Genomic DNA, 17,106 nt, shown 5'->3' with positions numbered 1-17,106 from the left:
CTCTTCCCGGGTTTCAGCGTACGCCGGAGCCGGACAATGCCCCCGATGAGAAGTAGTTGGCTGGGTAAGGATCTACCTTATAGAAACCGGTCATCTTCGGTGCACCCATCAGCGAGCCGTTGGAGTACACGTTCTTGGTCATGTCATAGAGCACGTACTGACCATTGCGATAACCAGGTTTCTCGTACTGTTGAACCGCAGGCTGGTACATCAAGTGGTGAACTTTGCCGGCCTGATCCTCAGCGACGTAAGTCAGGATGCTCCAGCTGTCTTCGTCCAGATAGAAACGCTTGACCTTCTGTACATGGCGCTCGCCAGGTTTGAGCGTTGCCTCCACTTCCCACACACGGTGCAGCTCCCAGCGCAGGTAGTCCGGGTTCAAGTGCTTGGGCGTGTTGATCGCTACAGGATCGGCCGCCCAGGTCCTGTAGGCGTTGTACGGTACGTACATCTCGCGCCGGCCCACCAGTTTGAAGTCGAACTTGTCCATCTTGCCGTCGAAGCCGTTGATCTCATCGAACAACAGCACGCCGCCGCTGGAAGTACTGACCGTGTCGTACTTGAACTCAGGCGCCAGGCGTACACGACGCTGCCCAGGCACATAGCTCCATGCCATGTTGTCCCGTTCGGAAGTGTTCAGGAAGGCATGACGCATCTGCTTGACGCCCGCAGATGCGGCCGGTGACATGGTACTGGCGATCAATGCCCAGAACGGCTGATTGTCCGGAACCTTGTCGATGGTGTTATCCCAGAACAGGTTACGGTTCTCGATCTTCTGAACGTTGGTCAAGGTCACGCCACCGTTGTTATCGATCAGGTAAGCCGCCTGGGTACCTTCGGAATAGGGCAGTTCAAACTTGACGCTGGCGTTCCACATGGCCTCGTAACCGTTCTTGGGAATCGGGAACGGATACTGGGCATGGGCGTTGATCAGGCCAGGTGCGGAACCGGCCAGTTGCGGATTCTTCACCCGCGAAATGGTGTTGTCGTAGACCCACTTCGGATAACAGGCCGTTCGATGAGTCGGGTAAATATCCAGGCGGTAGCTGTCTGGATAGCGCTTGAACAGCTCTTGTGTACCCACGTCGAGTTTGTCTTTGTATTGCGCCATGTTGGCAGCAGTGATGCTCAACACCGGCTTTTCATTGGCGAACGGGTCGATATACGGCGAGCCGCCCTTGTCACCCATGATCGGCTTGTAGCCGGCGGGGGCCGTGCACAAGCCACCTTCCCAGGAGGGAATGGTGCCATTGGCATTGCCGGCCTTGACTGCGCCCAGCGGCGTAAGGCTGGTCCCCAGTTGTTTGATCTCTTCATCGGTGGGTGCGGCCAGAACCTGGCCTGCAAACAGAAGGCTTGCCGCCCCCCATACCATCATATTCTTGTAATTCATTGATGAACCCTCACATCAGGCAGGTAAAGGGAAGCCAATCAAAAGGTCGTCTTATAAGTGAACGACAGCCAGCCATGGTCGTTCTGCACCGCCGCGCCGTTCGTGTAGTCACTGGTGACGTAGCCGCGAGCCGGATTGTTTTTGTAATCGGCATGCGAGTCTATCCATTTGAGGGTGAAGTTGTGCAAGTTCATCCACTTGCCACTGATACCCACAGAGTAGTTGTAGGCACCTTCGCTAGTACCACCCAGCGTCGGGCTATTGCCGTCAATGCCGTAGGCCCAGGTCACCGGCATCGACACGTCCCAGCCCGGGAACAATTGCGGCCACTCAGGAGTGAAGCCAACTTGCGTACCGACCGAGTGGTCATCTGCGCAGTTCTTGCTGTAAGCCGTCACGCAGCCATTGCCACGCCCGTTATAACGCGCCTCATTTTCAGTAATCTTGTCCAGCTTGTTATAGGTCAACTCAGCTTGAAGAGTGCCTCCCTCCCAAAGGGCGGTGCGAGGTAGCAGATAAATACCGTTAATCAATGCATGGTAACTGTCGCCGCGTGCACCCTCGGCCTGGGAGTAGCTGGCGTCCCCCGTGGAAATCACGGTGTAACCCGCCACCGAGTTCAACGCTGTGTTCTTACGGTAAGAAACTTCACCCGCAACGCTAACCGTACCGAGGTTTTTGGTGAGACTCAGGCCGTACAGCTCGGTGTCACGAGCATAGTTATAGCGAATGGCGTTGGGCACACCGGCGAAGCGGCCAGGCGCCACTTGTACGATACCGACCTGGGTAAAACTCCAAGGCAGTTTCTCACCGAACTTGCGGTAGTAGACCCCGGCCGTACCTTCCAGCCAGTAGGGGCTCCAGCGCAGGTTCACGCCGAAGTCACCGTGGCTGTCCGGCTCGATGTCGTCGCCATTCGGAATTCGGAAGATCGCAGCTGGCGAACCAAAATCGGAGCGAGCTCCGTCAGCATTCGAGAAGTAGGTACCACCTGGCACCAGGCGAAACGGCTTCCAATCCAGCAGGTATTGCGCACCAAACGAAAGTTCGTCAGTCAGCTGGACATCCGTGGATATTTGCTTGAGCGGCAGGAACAACTCTTTGGCTTCCGCACCAGGGCTGGTAGCAGCCTTGATGGTATCAACCGGACCTTGGGAGTAAGCGATAGAGTTACCGAGGGTAAACAGCGATTCACCCCAGTAGACGTTGTGCTGACCGGCCTTCAGGTTGACGCCTACGCTGCCGAGTTGAAACCCAGTGAACGCAAAGGCATCAAGAAATTCACCGGATGGCCCGGCGATGTAGCGATTGGCATAGCCGTTGTAGTGATTGTTGGTGTAGTTGCCACTGCCTACCAGGTTCGGATTGGGCTCTGCACTGTCCTGATAAGCATCGTCATACCAGCCAGCAGCACTGATGCGGAAACCATGCTTCTGCTTCCACGCGACATCCAGTTCGGTGATGAGGTCAACACGATTGGTGACCATGTCGCCTTTATCGAACTTGTGTTCCGTATCGTCGTAGAACGGCGAGTTATCAAAATCGTCGTTGCGCCCTTCCATCCGCCAGCCGGCATTGTAGCGAACGGTATTGTCCCAACGGACGCTAACATCAGGGTTGCCCGTTTCGACTTCAAACGCCAACGCTTCGTTGCCAACAGCCGCCCCCAGCAGCAACGCAATTGAACAAGACACATAGACCGGTTTAATGGAACTGACACTTCGACCGCTAACGCTGCGTTTTGTGGTTGTTTTCACTGCCTGCCTCTCCGATTCGAATCGGTTTCTTATTTTCGGCTATGACCCTCTGCAACCGAGGGCCTAGACACTGGGCACGAAGACCAAATGACTGCAGCAAGGACGAGCGCAAATAGAGCATTTGGCCTTGACACTGTCAATGACGATCCTTCAGAACCGCTAAGACACAAGCTAACAGATCGTCAGCTATTGACAAGACGTTTTCTCCTGATTTTTTTTGTTTTTTTACCTTTTTACTTATTTTTCAATCTGTTAATCATAACAAAAGACCTCCACTCAAGAACCAATTCATTACTGAGTGACAGTTAAATACCCGTACAGCACCGCCTGTCCTGTGAGTGAACCGCGACGAAATAGTCCAGATGGACTACTGGTTTTTCCCGGATTCACGCGCCCTCCTCCCCCAGCGGTCAGATGCAACACAATAACCACTGGCATTCGAAAAATAACTGATATATCGTCAGCTTTACTGCATAACAATAAACCAGCCGCTTTTTCATGCGACCACGCCAAGCCCCTCCGGGCAGGTGTGCGGCAAGCAAAAAAGCCAGGAGTCAGCTGATGTCCACCGTGCCTTACCCACACCTTTTCCAACCCATACGCTTGCGTAACCTGGACATTCCCAACCGCACGGTGATGGCGCCGATGTCGACCAATCTGGCCGGGCATGACGGTCAGGTAACGCCACAACAGATCGCCTTCTATCGCGAGCGCGCCGAAGGCGGCACGGGCATGATCGTGGTGGAGTTCTGCTGTGTGGATGCTGCCAGTGGCCGCTCCGAGCACCGCCAGCTGACGCTGGAAACACCGGCGTTTGTTGCCGGTCATCAGCGACTGGTGGAAGCCATCACCGGCGCCGGTTCGGTGGCGTGCCTGCAATTGCAGCATGGCGGCCAGGGTGCCAAACGCGAGCTGGTGACGGATGGCATGCCTTGGGCACCCAGCGATATCGCCTCGCGATCCGACCCTTCACGCCTGGTCGCACGCGGCATGACCGAAGAGCAAATCGAACACCTGATCGAACGCTTCGGCCGCAGTGCGGAACTGGGCGTACTGGCAGGCTATCAAGCCTTTGAACTGCACGGCGCCCATGGCTATTTGCTGACTTCGTTTCTCTCGCCTTACAGCAACCACCGTGATGACGCCTGGGGTGGCGATGAAGAGCGCCGCCTGAACTTCCCACGCCGGATAATCGAGCGAGTACGCCAGAGCATCGGTGACCGTCCGTTGATTTATCGACTGTCGGCAGACGAATTCACTCCAAAGGGTCTCAATATCGATGACATGGTGCGCATCACGCCAAAGCTGGTGGCTGCCGGCGTTGATGCACTGCATGTGTCCATGGGATTGGGCTGGACCAGTTTTGACAAGGTCATCGAACCCATGTCGACCCCCGAAGGCTGGCGTCTGCCCTATTCGCGGCGCATCCGCGAAGCGGTCAATGTACCGGTCATCAGCGTCGGGCAGATTCGCTGGCCGCAAACGGCGGAAAACGCCATCCGCGACGGTGATGCCGACATGATCGCCCTGGGCCGCCCGCTGCTGGCCGATCCCGAGTGGGCCAACAAAGCGCGGCGTGATGCCGCCTTGGATATACGTCCTTGCACCTCGTGCAACTATTGCGTCGCCATCAGCTCCGGCGCCCACGGCACCATTGGCTGCGCCGAGAACCCGCGCAGCGGTCATGAACTCGACCTATTGCCTGACGCTGGCAGCCTTCGCGGCCAGCGTGCAGTTGTCGTCGGCGGTGGTCCTGGTGGCATGGCTGCGGCATTGATGCTGCAGCAGGCCGGTTTCGCCACCGAACTCCATGAGAGCCGCGAGGACCTCGGCGGCGGCCTGATCGCCTCGGCCGCACCGCCGTTCAAGGACAAGCTGACCTGGTACTTGAATTACCTGATTCGCCAGCTCGATAAAAGCGCCGTGAAGGTTCACCTGAACAGTCATGTCGATGCCAGCACCCTATCCGGACCGAGCGCCCCAGCCATCGTGTTGCTGGCAATCGGCGGTAGAGCCCTGCGCCTGCCGATCAAAGGCATCGACTCAAGTCATGTACGCGATGCCTATGAATTGCTGATGGGGCACACGCAAAACTTCCCTCCTGTCGACGAAACGTTGCCCTTGCTGGTCTATGGCGGCGGCGAGACGGGTTGTGAAACTGCCGAGCTACTCAGTGAAAAAGGCTATGCCGTGGTACTGGTCAGCCGTTCGCCGGCCAAACAACTCGCACGTTCGGCCGAGGTGATCTATCGCGGCGTGCTCAATACGCGTCTGGCCAGCAACCCACGTATCCGCATCATCGATAACAGCAGCATTGTCGCCATTGCCGAAGACGGCCGCGTGCAATTGCAACACAACGACGGCGAACACAGTGAACTGCAGACCCTCGGCGTCCTGATCGCCCAGGGACGCCGACCCGATGACACCTTGCTCAATAACTTGCTCGAGGCGGGTCTCGCCGTAGCGACCATTGGTGATGCGCGCAAGGGCGGACGAATCGGCGATGCCGTCCACGACGCCTATCAGACCGTACTCGGCCTGTGCGCCAGCGATGCGCCGATGCGCCCGCTGGCGTGCTGATGCCCAACCGAACTGGATCTTGCCCAAGGAAACCATCATGCAACTGACGCTCTCACCCGAGGACCTGGCCTTTCGCGAGTCAGTGCGGGCCTTTCTCAAAGACAAACTGACCGATGACGTGATTCGTCGCAGCCGCACCGGTATGCATCCGCCAAACGAAGATGACCGACGCTGGTGGAACCGGGTGCTCAACGAGCAAGGCTGGGCCGCACCACATTGGCCGGTCGAATACGGTGGAACCGGCTGGAGCCATCTGCAGACGCACATCTTCGAGTACGAATGCAAACTGGCCGGCGCCCCGGAGCTGCGCTGGCAAGGCCTGCGCCTGCTCGCCCCGGTGCTCTACACCTATGGCAGCGAGCAACAAAAGGCGCGCTACCTGCCACCGATCCGCAATGGTGATGAAATGTGGGCGCAGGGCTTCTCCGAGCCCGGTGCGGGCTCCGACCTCGCCGCACTCAAGACCAAAGGTGTGCTCGACGGCGATCACTACGTGGTCAACGGCCAAAAGCTCTGGACCACCGAAGGTCAGTACTGCGAGCAAGGCTTCTTTCTTGTACGTACGGAAAACAGTGACCGCCCGCAAAAGGGCATCTCGATGATGATCATCGACATGAAGTCACCTGGCGTCACGGTGCGGAAGATTCCGATGATCAACGGTGAAGGCTCGACCTGCGAAGTGTTCCTCGACAACGTACGGGTCCCGCGGGAAAACATTATCGGTGAGGTCAACCAGGCCTGGTCCCAGGCCAAGTTCCTGCTGTCCAACGAGCGCACCTCCAGCGCCGACATCTATAAGGCCCGCGCAGACCTTGAGCGCATCCGCCTGATTGCCGGTGCTGAGCACAAGAATGGCTTGCCGCTGCTTCAGGATCCCGAATTCGTAAGGCGTTTCACCGGTGTTCGCCTGGAAGTTGAAGCGCTGGAATGGTCAGTGCTGCGCGTGCTGCATGAAGCCCCCAGCCACCACCCCATTGCCGCCTGCGCGTCGGTACTGAAAGTGCGCGGTTCATCCCTGCAACAGAAACTCACCGAGCTGATGAGCGACGCGTTGGGTCAGCGCAGCCTGCGGGTCTACAGCCGAGATGAGGCGTTTGCCGAGCCGACGGGCGATCCGCTGTGGCCAGGCCATGTTCCCGGCGTCACCGCAGACCTCATGTACTTGCGTGCCTGCACCATTTTTGGCGGCGCCATGGAAGTACAAAAGAACATCATTGCCAAACTGGCTTTCGGGTTTTGACCATGAATTTCGAACTCACTGATGAACACAAGCTGCTGGCCGAAAGTGCCGAGCGCTACATGCGCGAACGTTATGTATTCGAAGAGCGTCGCCACACCGTTAACAGCGGCGCCCATTTCTCGCGCAAACACTGGCAGCACTTCGCCGAAATGGGCTGGCTGGCGCTGGATATCGCCGAAGCGGACGGTGGCGTGGGCGCCAGCAGTTTCGAGCTGACGCAGTTGATGGAGCCCCTGGGGCATGGCCTGCTGCTCGAGCCTGTGGTCGACACCGCCGTGCTCTGCTCAGGCATTCTGGGCACAAGTGACAATACCGGCGAACGCCAGCGCCTGCTTGAATCGATTGCCACCGGCGAAACCGTGATGGCCCTCGCCCATCAGGAACAAGACGCTCGCAATGAATACCAGGTGCAACTGCGAAGTAGCGCCCGACGTGTCGCCGATGGCTGGGCCTTGAATGGCCAAAAGCACCGCGTATTCCATGGCGGCGTAGCGGACAGCTTTCTGGTCAGCGCCGTCCTTGAAGACAGCAACGAAGCGGCTCTGTTTGTGGTCGACCGTACGGCTGTCGGGATGGCGGCCAACACCTACGAGCTAATCGACGGCAGTCGCGCCGCGGATCTGCATTTGCAAGACGTACAGGTCACCGACGCAAACCTGTTATTGCGCGGTGAGGCCGTGCAGCACGCCATTGAAGCCGGGCTCGACCGCGCCATTCTGGCGCTGTGTGCTGCCAGCGTTGGCTCCATGGAAGCAGTCATGGCCATGACCGCTGACTACCTCAAGACACGCGTGCAATACGGCAAGCCTCTTGCGCAATTCCAGGCCCTGCAACATCGCATGGCGGAGATGTTCGTGGAAACCGACCAGGCCAGGTCCATGTTGTTCAGCGCGATCAATGCGTTTGACTCAGGGGAAGTCGAGACCCGGCGTCAGGCACTGTCCGGCGCCAAGGTTTTTATCGCCCGAGCCCACTATTTCGTTGCCAGCCAAGGCATTCAGTTACATGGCGGCATCGGCACCACCGACGAATATGCGGTCGGCCACCATTACAAGGCTGCCGTGCTTTTTGAAAAGCGTTTTGGCGACAGCGATTTCCACCTGACCCGCGCTGCCGGCAACCTGCAACAACCCATCGGAGGCGCTTTGTATGCGTGATTATCTGCCACTATCTTTCGCCGATGACCTGGAACAACGCGCTCGCTTTTATCGCAATGACCCGGCTTATATTCTGGACGAGAAACGCATCAGCCACGGCGAGCTGCTGTCCAGCGCGAAACTGATCGGCTCGGCTTTGCACAACGCCGGGTTGCAGCATCAGGATCGAGTCGGGATCCTTTCGATGAACTCAATTGAATTCGGCGAAATCATGGCTGCCACCCAGTGGGCCGGCTATATCCTCGCACCCGTCAATTTCCGCTTGGCCCCGGCCGAGATCGCCAGCATTGTCCGTGATGGCTCGCCTCGCCTGTTCTTTTTCGAAGCACAGTACCTGCCGATCATGGAGCAGTTGCGCCATGAAATGCCGTCGGTGGAAACCTTTGTCTGCATCGATGGCGAAAGCGACTGGGCAATCGGTTATGAAGACTTCATCGCCACGGGCGATCCGCTCGGCCCTCCGATCCGCGCCACCGAAGAAGACATCTGCTGCCTGATCTACACCAGCGGTACCACCGGAAAACCCAAAGGCGTTATCTGGGGCCACCGTGAGTATCGGCAGTTGGTCCAGGTCGATACCTGGTTGATCGACATGCAGCAACCGGACGTCACCTTGATCGTCATGCCCATGTTCCATTTGGGCGGCATGGTCATCAGTCTGTCGCAGCACGTACGTGGCGGCGCAGCCTTTCTTCAACGTCAGTTCGAGCCGCTGGATGTGCTCAAGGCCATCGAGAAGGAGCGCTTGAGCATCCTGCTGCTGGCACCGACCATGGTGCAGATGGTGCTCGAGCATCCGTACGTAAGCCAGGCCGACCTCTCCAGCGTACGCACCATTATTTACTCCGCGGCCCCCATGCCGGTGCCGGTGCTGAAAAAAGCCATCGATGTGTTCAACGGCTGCAACTTCGTCAACCTGTTCGGCCAGAGTGAAATCTGCATGTTCTCGCTGTCGTCGGCCCAACATCGACCCGACGGCACTGAGCAGGAGCGCAAGCGCCTGGGTTCGGTGGGCAAGCCCTACCCCAACCTGCTGGCCAAGGTGGTCGATGAGGACGGTAACGAGTGCCTGCCGAACCAGCCGGGGGAAATCCTCGCCAAGAGTAGCGCGATGTTCCGCGGTTACTGGAACAACAACGCCGCCACCCTGCAAACCTTGCGTGATGGCTGGTGCCATACCGGTGATATGGGGCGCTTCGATGAGGATGGTTTCCTTTACCTGGTCGATCGCAAGAAAGACATGATCATTACCGGTGGCGAAAACGTTTATTCACGGGAAGTCGAAGAGGCCCTGCTGCAACACGCCGCGGTATCCGAATGTGCCGTGATTGGCATTCCCGATGCCAAATGGGGTGAAAGCGTCTGTGCGGTCATCACCTTCAAACAGGGAGAGAGCACCAGCGAAGACGCCCTTATCGAACACACGCGAGCACTGATCGCCAGTTACAAGAAACCGAAGAAAATCATCGTGGTCGATGCGCTGCCCAAGCTGGTCACCGGCAAGGTCAACAAGATCGAACTGCGCAAGCTCTACGCACAACCGAACTGAAACAAGGCGAGGTTGCCATGAACTTGAACGTATCCGAAGAGCAGCAAATGTTGCTCAACTCCGTCACCCGCCTTTTCAGCGTTGAGTCCAGCCCTGCACGGGTGCGCGCGGCAGAAGACAGCGGGTTCGACGTTGACCTGTGGCGGCAACTGGTGGATGCCGGTATCACCACCATGCGCATTCCGCCGTCCGCCGGTGGTTCAGACATGGGACTGCTGGAGGCACTGCTGGTTGCCGAAGAGGCCGGGCGCCATCTGGTCTCGGTGCCTCTGGCCGAATCGCTGCCAGCGGCGCGCCTGCTGGCACAGCTCGACAGCCCGGCCGCAACAGCGCTGCTCGATCAGGCCAAACAGGGAGAGCTGATCACGCTCGCCCCGCAGCCCTACGGCGCGGGGCGATCCATTGCCCTGCCGGGTGCCAATGCCGCGATTGCCGTGCTTGTTCGTCGGGGCGATGCCATTCTGGCGCTGACGGGTCTGGCGGCAAAAACGCCAAGCGCCAATCTTGGCGCCGATAACCTGCAGATACTGGCTGTCGATGACCACACGGTCGAGAGCCACATAATCGCCAGCGGTGCCGAGTCCTGCCGCGCTTTCGAGCAAGCCGTGGAAGAATGGAAACTGCTCAAGGCAGCCATGCTGATGGGCCTTGCTCACCAGGCATTGAAGTTGGCCGCTGCTTATTCATGCGATCGCCAGCAGTTCGGTCGGGCTATCGGTGGTTTTCAGGGTATCGCCCATCCACTGGCCGATGCCCTGACCGAAATCGAGGGCGGCCAACTGCTGGTACGACATGCGGTCTGGAGCATCGCGCGGCAGCAACCCGACGCGGCTGCATTGGTCTCGATGGCCTGGTGGTGGTCAACGCAATCTGCCGGGCGTGCGGTGGCCTGTGCGCTGCATACTTTCGGTGGCTACGGCGTTTCGCTGGAATACGACGTGCAACTGTATTACCGCCGGGCGAAAGCCTGGGGGATGCTCAATGGCGACCCGCAGCTTGAGCTGGACAGGGTCGCCGCACGCTTGTGGAGTGACGGTCACACCGTCGCCCTGCCAGACGTCGGTGAGGTCAATCTGGAATTCGGCCACGGGCCGCAGGCTGCCCTGTTCGCCGAAGAGGTTCGAGCGTTTTTCCGCACACATCTGACCGAAGAATTGAAAGCTCACGCCCATCATTCGGTCGATGGCTACCATGCCGGCTTTAACCGCATGCTGGCCGATGCAGGCCTGCTGTTTCCTCATTGGCCTGCCGAATTCGGTGGCCGAGGCAAAAACGCTTTTGACATGGCCGCCTTGCAGGAAGTGTTCGAAGCGCACAATTGGCAGCGCATCACCACCCCGATCACCAACCAGGTAGCGCAGATCGTCATGCGCTTCGCCAGCGACGACGTCAAAGCAGAAGCCCTGCCCCGCTTTGCCAGTGGCGAAGCGTTGGCTTGCCTGGGCTTCAGCGAGCCGTCGTGCGGCTCCGACGTTTTTGCCGCGAAGACGCGTGCCACACGCACCCTTGACGGCAACTGGGTCATCAACGGGCAGAAGATGTTCACTACCGCCGCCAACCTTGCGGACTATGTCTTCCTGTTGGTACGAACCAACCCCGATGTGCCCAAGCACGCAGGCCTGACGCTGTTCCTGGTGCCAATGGACTTACCGGGCATCGAAGTCCATCCGGTGCATACCCTGCAGGATGAGCGGACCAACATCACCTACTTGAGCGAAGTTGTCGTCGATGATCGCTATCGCGTCGGTGAAATTGACGGTGGCACCGCAGTCATGGCCGCGACCCTGGAGCTGGAGCACGGCGGTGATCAATACCGCATCAGTTTCGAAAACATGTACAAGCATGCGCTGCAATGGGCGCAATCCACTCGGCGCGATGGCCACCCCATGTTGGCAAATGCCGATGTACAACGGCGACTGGCACGTGTAGCGGTACACACGACCATTGCCCGCGACTTGTGCTACCGGACCATTTGGGGCGTACAGGAGCAAGTGCCTGGCCGCGCCGCCTTCGGGCCGATGTCGAAACTGTTTTCCACTGAACAGTACCAGCGTGATGCGCTCGATTTGATGGACCTCTGCGCACCCGACACCTTGCTGCAATCAAACACCGGGCTGGGGCATGTGGAGCTGGGCTATCGGCAGTCGATCGGCATGACCATCTATGGCGGTACCAGCGAGATCCATCGCAGCCTGATTGCCGAACAGGCACTCGGCATGCCGCGCTCCAGGACCTGAGGATCCACAGATGCCGCGCTTGCAACTTGAGCTTCCGGAAGAATCTTTCTGCTTCAGCACAACGTTCAGGGTGCGCATGAGCGAAATCAATGCTGGAAATCACCTGGGCAACGACAGGCTGATTTCCTTGATTTCGGATGCGCGTACGCTTTTCCTGTGCCACTACGGCATGCCACCCGAGGATGTCGCTAACAGTCGCCACGGTACGCTGATCACCGATCTGGCAACCATTTATAAGGCGCCCGCTTATTTCAATGATCAATTGCTTATAGAAGTGGGGGTGACGGACCTGAACACCTATGGAGGGGATTTTATTTATCGCATTACACGCAAGCACGACGCGCGCGTGATTGCACTGGCAAAGAATGGCTTCGTTTTCTTCGATTTTGTCGCTTCGAAAGTCGTGGAAGTACCTACTGAGTTCAAGGAGCGCTTCAGTACTCACTTACAACATTGACCCCTACTACAGCGAGGTCGCAGGTCTGTGCAGCCTGCGACCTCGCCATTTTCAAACCCCTCTGAAATTGGGTGGGCGCTTGCTCATGAACGCATCGACTGCTTCGCGATGGTCCTGGGTCAGGTACAACGCCGCCTGGTTATCCATCTCGTAGCCCAGCGCCTCATCAAGAGTGCCCATTCCACGAGACAATGCAGAGCGTACCAGCGCCACAGAAAGCGGCGCGTGAGCAGTAAAGCTTTGCGCCAGGCTGACTGCCGTAGGCAACAAATCGTCGTCTTCGGACACCAGAGTATCGATTATCCCTAGCTTCAACCCTTCCTCGGCTTCGACCACCGCTGCGCTATAGAACAACCGTCGCGCCTGCGCCACACCAATGCGCTGTGGAAGACTCCAGAGCAATCCAAGGTCCGGAACCAACCCTACCTTGGCAAAGGATGAAACGAACTTGGCGCTTGGCGCTGCCACGACATAGTCGGCTGCGGCGGCCAATGAAAACCCGGCGCCCGCGGCATAACCTTGCACCGCGGCGATCACCGGTTTGTTGCCAGAAACCATCGCCTTGACCACCCGATGGCCGAGTACCATCCGTCCACGACCGACGGGTAGTGGACGCTCGGCCGACATGCCAGAAACATCGCCACCGGAACAAAAATGCCCATTGGCACCATTGAGCACAATGGCCCGGCACTCCACATCGTCGTTCAGTGCCTCGAGACAATCTGCGAGAACGGTGAGTAAATCACGGGACAAAGCGTTTCGAGTCTTGGCATTGTTCAACGTCACAACCGCCACGGCACCGTGGCGTTCCAGCAAAACCAGGTCATTCATATTTGGCTCCATTGGCAAGAAGGCCGCGCAGAAGCGCGATCAGCGCGAGAGGTTGGTCGATCATCATGTGATGGTGGGCACCGGGCATACCGAACGGACCGCGCCCCTTGGGAAGGTCCTCCACGATGCGCTCGGCCATGGCCTTGGAAACGATTGCGCTGTGCTCGCCATAGACGAAGTCCACTGGCCGGTTGACCCTGGGCAGCAGGCTCGCTGCCAACTCCTCCTGCGCGACTCCGGAGGGCATCATCGGGTCGAACTTCCAGCACAGGCCTTGTTCATGTTCAACCAATGAATGCCGGGCGATGTGATCGACGATAAATGGCAAGGCGGCAGGCTGTTCCGGCAACAGGCGATAACGCCCCAGCGCCGTCGCCTGGTCCGGGTAAAAACGTCGTGGTGCAGGCTTGACTGGATCGAAAGGTGGGATGTCCTCGGGATAAACCACCAGAGCATCGAGAATGATCAGCCGCTGGAAAAAATCAGGGCGATCTGCACAGGCACGCAGCACCCGCGCTCCCCCGTAGCTGTGACCTACGGCAATGACCGGCCCCAGGCCAGCCTGTTCGATAAAGTCGACGATATCGGCCGCCGCGATCTGAAACGGGTAATCCGAACGATGACCGCTGTCCCCCATCCCGGACAGATCGAGGGCGACAACCCGGTAGTGTTCGGCGAAGAACGGCGCTATGCAGTCCCACCAATGGGCATGCGCACGCAGGCCATGCACAAACAGCAACACCGGCTTGTCAGAATTGAGTGGCGACCAGCTCAGGTAATGAAGCGAGATACCCTCGGCGCTGACGCGATGTGATTGTCCCGCCTGGGCGATAGCCCGGCTAAACCAGCTGGGCACCTCCTGGGCGCGGCGACCTAAGGCAGCCTGGGCGAAAGAGGCGCTCAGCATGATCGATCAACGCTGATTGAATTTAGGTGTACGCTTCTCACGGAAGGCCGCAATGGCCTCGACATGATCCTTGCTCGCCGAGGAAACGTTTTCGTAAGCCATACCCACATCCATCATGCTCGCCGCCATCTGACGCAGCGGTACGTTGATGGTCGATTTGCTCCAGCGCAGAGACTGTACCGGCATGGCTGCGAGTTTATCGGCGTAGGCATCGACGTAGGCATCCAGTTCGGCAGCTGGCATGGCGGCGTTGACCATACCAAACTCGACGCCTTGTTTAGCGGTGAACTTCTCACCCGTGAACAGGTAATGTTTGGCGCGGGCATAGCCCATCAGGTACGGCCACATGATCTGCCCACCGTCGCCGCTGATCAGTCCGACGTTGTTGTGCGGATCGCCAAAGCGTGCGGTCTCGGCGGCGAAGACCACATCGCAGAACACCGCGACGGTGGCGCCCAGGCCAATTGCATCGCCGTTGACCTTGGCGATGATCGGCTTATCGCACTCAAGCATGCCGTTGACAATGCGCTTGGCTTCGCGAACGCAACGATAGAACTCGGTCGGGTTGTCATGCAGCCACTGCATGTACTCGATATCGCCGCCGGCACTGAAGGCACGGCCCGCGCCGGAGACAACAATGATGTCGCTTTCAGTATCTTCAACCAAGTCGTAGAACAACCAGGACAGCTCGGTGTGCGACACGCCGGCGAAGCTGTTGAGCTTCTCTGGCTGGTTGAAAGTCACGTTCAGAACACGGCCACGACGTTCGAAAGCAATCGTCTTATAGTCAGCGAAATTCATCATCATCCTCCAAGGGCCTTTTGTTGTTAAACTCATATAAAGCTGACATTTGGTCAGTTATATGTAGAATGTATAGCACCACAAACAGCGAAGCAAGCCCAAAAAAGCCAAGAAAAATACAATAACCAACTGACATTCATTTTTAGGAGCTTCCCATGCGGATATTTGCGGCGACCTCGCGCTATGTTCAGGGCGATGCGGCACTCGATGAACTGGGCCGCCATTGCAAGGTGCTGGGCAGGAGCGCCCTCGTGATCACCGACGCCGACATGGCCCGGTTGCTGGGCGACCGCGTGCTGGCGAGCTTCAAGGCAGCCGACGTTGCCTGTGCACTTGAAGTCTTTCCGGGGGAAATCACCCATGCCGCCATTACCGCTCTGGCTCAGGACAGTTTGCGGTTCGGTGCCGACATGGTGGTGGGTCTGGGTGGCGGTAAGGCTCTGGACACCGCCAAGGGGGTCGCCTTGAAGCTGGGCTTGCGCAGCATCAGTGTGCCGACCATCGCATCGAACGATGGCCCTGCCAGTGCCGCCATTGCCGTGTACGACGATGAACACATCATGCAGGACATCCTCCATTTGCCACGCAACCCGGACTTGGTGCTGGTCGACACTGGCGTCATTGCCAATGCCCCGGCACGTTTTCTGCGCGCCGGAATTGGCGATGCCATCTCAAAGAAATTCGAAGCTCAAGCTTGCGCCTCCGCCGGCGCCCATACGCTGCTGGGCACCCCGGCATCCCTTACGGGCCTGATGGCCGCCGATGCCTGCTACAGCATCATTCGCAAACATGCCGCCGCGGCGTTGCGCGCCGTCGAAGCCAAGCAGGTCAACGATGACCTGGAGGCGCTGGTGGAAGCCACGGTGCTGCTCAGCACGATCAGTTTCGAGAACGGTGGCTTGTCGGTTTCCCACGCCATTGCTCGCGGCTTCTCTTATTTGCAGCGAGCCAAGGGCACACTGCATGGCGATCACGTTGCCTACGGCTTGCTCGTTCAATTGGTGCTGGAAAATCGCCCACTGGCGTTCATAGAAGAGCTGATCGGCTTCTATCATGAGATCGGGCTGCCGACGCTGTTGCAAGACTTTGACCTGCTACGGCCGAGCGAGAAAGAGATTCGCGAGCTGGCCGAGAAGTCCATGGTCAGCCCAAGTGCTGCGCGATTCGCCCCCCCAGTCGATGCCCATCAATTGGAGGCGGCTATCAAGCGCGTAGAACAACTGGGCGGATAATTTCCTGAATTCCAGGCAGCAAAAAGGGGAGCCTGGGCTCCCCTTTTTGCTGCCTGGAAATTTTTGCTGCCTGGAACTCAGGAAAAACGCGCGAGCAATTCAGCCATGCCCGGGGATGGAATCATTTTTGCCGGGTTGTAGAACGGCGACAGTACCTTGACCAAGCGCTTCTTGCTGGCCTTGGAAATTTTTGCCTTCAGCAGCTTCTGGCGCTCGATGGATGCCGAGCGTTGTTCCTCGGTCATGCTTTCGCGATCTTTGTCAGTCAAGTAAGCCGCCACCCGCGCCGTGTGCGAACCGATGTGCTTGACCGCATAGCCGAAGGCCCAGACCCGATACAACCAGGCGAACAGGCCGTTGCCATACAGCGCCTTATAGGCCTGGAAGCACACTTCCCGGTGTTCGAACTCTTCTGCCAAGTGCCACTTCCACAAGTCCACCGCTTCTTGGTCGGCGCCTTCGAGGTACTCGCCAAGTTCCTCGAAAAAGACCTGTCCGGCCGACGAACCCATGGCCTCGAAACCTTCGCAATAGGCGACATTGAAGCGCAGCGATTTTGTGTCGAGGAAACGCTGGTAATCCTCCTTGTAAGGTTTCTCCAGGGCCTGCATGCCTTCATAACCAGACTTGTACAGCATCTTGTTGAAAGCCACGTGCTGCTTGCAGTGCTGCACTTCCTGCTTGTTGAAAATCTCGATGCTCTCGCGCAACTTCGGATGGCTTTCGCCCAGGGCCTCCTTGACACGCATCATGACTTTGACCAGAAACGGCTCGATATGCGCAGGTACCGTGGAAAACGCATTGTAGCTCTGGGCAAATTCATGGACCGGTGCCCAATGGGGTCGAATACTGGAAAAATCGAAGTTGGGTAGACGGACTTTCATCGCCACGGATCCTCTTATTGTTATTGATGGTGCTCAAGTCGGGCCGCAGGTACCCGACTGCAAGAATAATAAATGACTGTT

Annotated in this window: 13 protein-coding genes; 7 read left to right on the top strand and 6 right to left on the bottom strand. The window is 58.1% G+C overall.

Annotated elements, in window-relative coordinates; genetic code table 11:
• Positions 1-13: 13 nt before the first annotated feature.
• Both ACIO0C_RS07905 and ACIO0C_RS07900 read right to left on the bottom strand, forming a co-directional pair.
• On the bottom strand, positions 14-1,393 hold the full coding sequence (locus ACIO0C_RS07905) for a DUF1329 domain-containing protein (protein WP_401309967.1): 1,380 nt from the start codon (positions 1,391-1,393) through the stop codon (positions 14-16).
• 38 nt (positions 1,394-1,431) lie between these two features.
• The gene (locus ACIO0C_RS07900) at positions 1,432-3,150 is read right to left on the bottom strand and encodes a DUF1302 domain-containing protein (protein ID WP_401309965.1); all 1,719 of its coding nucleotides are present in this window, start codon (positions 3,148-3,150) and stop codon (positions 1,432-1,434) included.
• A gap of 561 nt (positions 3,151-3,711) precedes the next feature.
• Between ACIO0C_RS07900 and ACIO0C_RS07895 the strand changes: the two genes are divergently transcribed.
• The 6 genes from ACIO0C_RS07895 to ACIO0C_RS07870 are packed head-to-tail and all read left to right on the top strand — an operon-like array spanning position 3,712 to position 12,370.
• Entirely contained in the window at positions 3,712-5,730 is a 2,019-nt protein-coding gene (locus ACIO0C_RS07895) for an FAD-dependent oxidoreductase (RefSeq protein ID WP_401309962.1), read from the top strand.
• 37 nt (positions 5,731-5,767) lie between these two features.
• On the top strand, positions 5,768-6,970 hold the full coding sequence (locus tag ACIO0C_RS07890; protein WP_401309959.1) for an acyl-CoA dehydrogenase family protein: 1,203 nt from the start codon (positions 5,768-5,770) through the stop codon (positions 6,968-6,970).
• A gap of 2 nt (positions 6,971-6,972) precedes the next feature.
• Positions 6,973-8,127 (top strand): acyl-CoA dehydrogenase family protein, encoded by a 1,155-nt coding sequence (locus ACIO0C_RS07885; protein WP_401309957.1) that lies wholly within the window; start codon positions 6,973-6,975, stop codon positions 8,125-8,127.
• Positions 8,120-9,676 (top strand): class I adenylate-forming enzyme family protein, encoded by a 1,557-nt coding sequence (locus ACIO0C_RS07880; RefSeq protein ID WP_401309954.1) that lies wholly within the window; start codon positions 8,120-8,122, stop codon positions 9,674-9,676. Before ACIO0C_RS07885 ends, ACIO0C_RS07880 begins: the two co-directional genes overlap by 8 nt.
• A gap of 17 nt (positions 9,677-9,693) precedes the next feature.
• Entirely contained in the window at positions 9,694-11,913 is a 2,220-nt protein-coding gene (locus ACIO0C_RS07875) for an acyl-CoA dehydrogenase (RefSeq protein WP_401309951.1), read from the top strand.
• A 10-nt stretch (positions 11,914-11,923) separates the two neighbouring features.
• On the top strand, positions 11,924-12,370 hold the full coding sequence (locus ACIO0C_RS07870; protein WP_090469064.1) for a thioesterase family protein: 447 nt from the start codon (positions 11,924-11,926) through the stop codon (positions 12,368-12,370).
• Between the two features lie 51 nt (positions 12,371-12,421).
• Here ACIO0C_RS07870 and ACIO0C_RS07865 read toward each other — a convergent pair whose 3' ends face one another.
• From ACIO0C_RS07865 to ACIO0C_RS07855, 3 genes are read right to left on the bottom strand one after another with little or no spacing between them, the layout of a single operon-like run.
• Positions 12,422-13,201 (bottom strand): enoyl-CoA hydratase/isomerase family protein, encoded by a 780-nt coding sequence (locus tag ACIO0C_RS07865; protein WP_401309948.1) that lies wholly within the window; start codon positions 13,199-13,201, stop codon positions 12,422-12,424.
• Entirely contained in the window at positions 13,194-14,108 is a 915-nt protein-coding gene (locus ACIO0C_RS07860) for an alpha/beta fold hydrolase (protein ID WP_401309945.1), read from the bottom strand. Before ACIO0C_RS07860 ends, ACIO0C_RS07865 begins: the two co-directional genes overlap by 8 nt.
• Positions 14,109-14,114: 6 nt before the next feature.
• On the bottom strand, positions 14,115-14,909 hold the full coding sequence (locus ACIO0C_RS07855; RefSeq protein WP_090469057.1) for an enoyl-CoA hydratase/isomerase family protein: 795 nt from the start codon (positions 14,907-14,909) through the stop codon (positions 14,115-14,117).
• Positions 14,910-15,064: 155 nt separating this feature from the next.
• Here ACIO0C_RS07855 and ACIO0C_RS07850 point away from each other — a divergent pair, with 155 nt between their 5' ends.
• The gene (locus tag ACIO0C_RS07850) at positions 15,065-16,141 is read left to right on the top strand and encodes a glycerol dehydrogenase (RefSeq protein ID WP_401309943.1); all 1,077 of its coding nucleotides are present in this window, start codon (positions 15,065-15,067) and stop codon (positions 16,139-16,141) included.
• Positions 16,142-16,218: 77 nt separating this feature from the next.
• Here the strand turns inward: ACIO0C_RS07850 and ACIO0C_RS07845 are convergent, their stop codons facing one another.
• Positions 16,219-17,025: a metal-dependent hydrolase gene (locus ACIO0C_RS07845; protein ID WP_401309941.1), complete on the bottom strand. Its 807-nt coding sequence runs from the start codon at positions 17,023-17,025 to the stop codon at positions 16,219-16,221.
• Positions 17,026-17,106 lie beyond the last annotated feature (81 nt).

Source organism: Pseudomonas sp. NPDC087336, from assembly GCF_044744285.1.
In the GTDB taxonomy this organism is placed as follows: Bacteria; Pseudomonadota; Gammaproteobacteria; order Pseudomonadales; family Pseudomonadaceae; genus Aquipseudomonas.
Note: the sequence above shows the minus strand (reverse complement) of the source record. Positions and strands in the feature narration are given on the sequence as shown.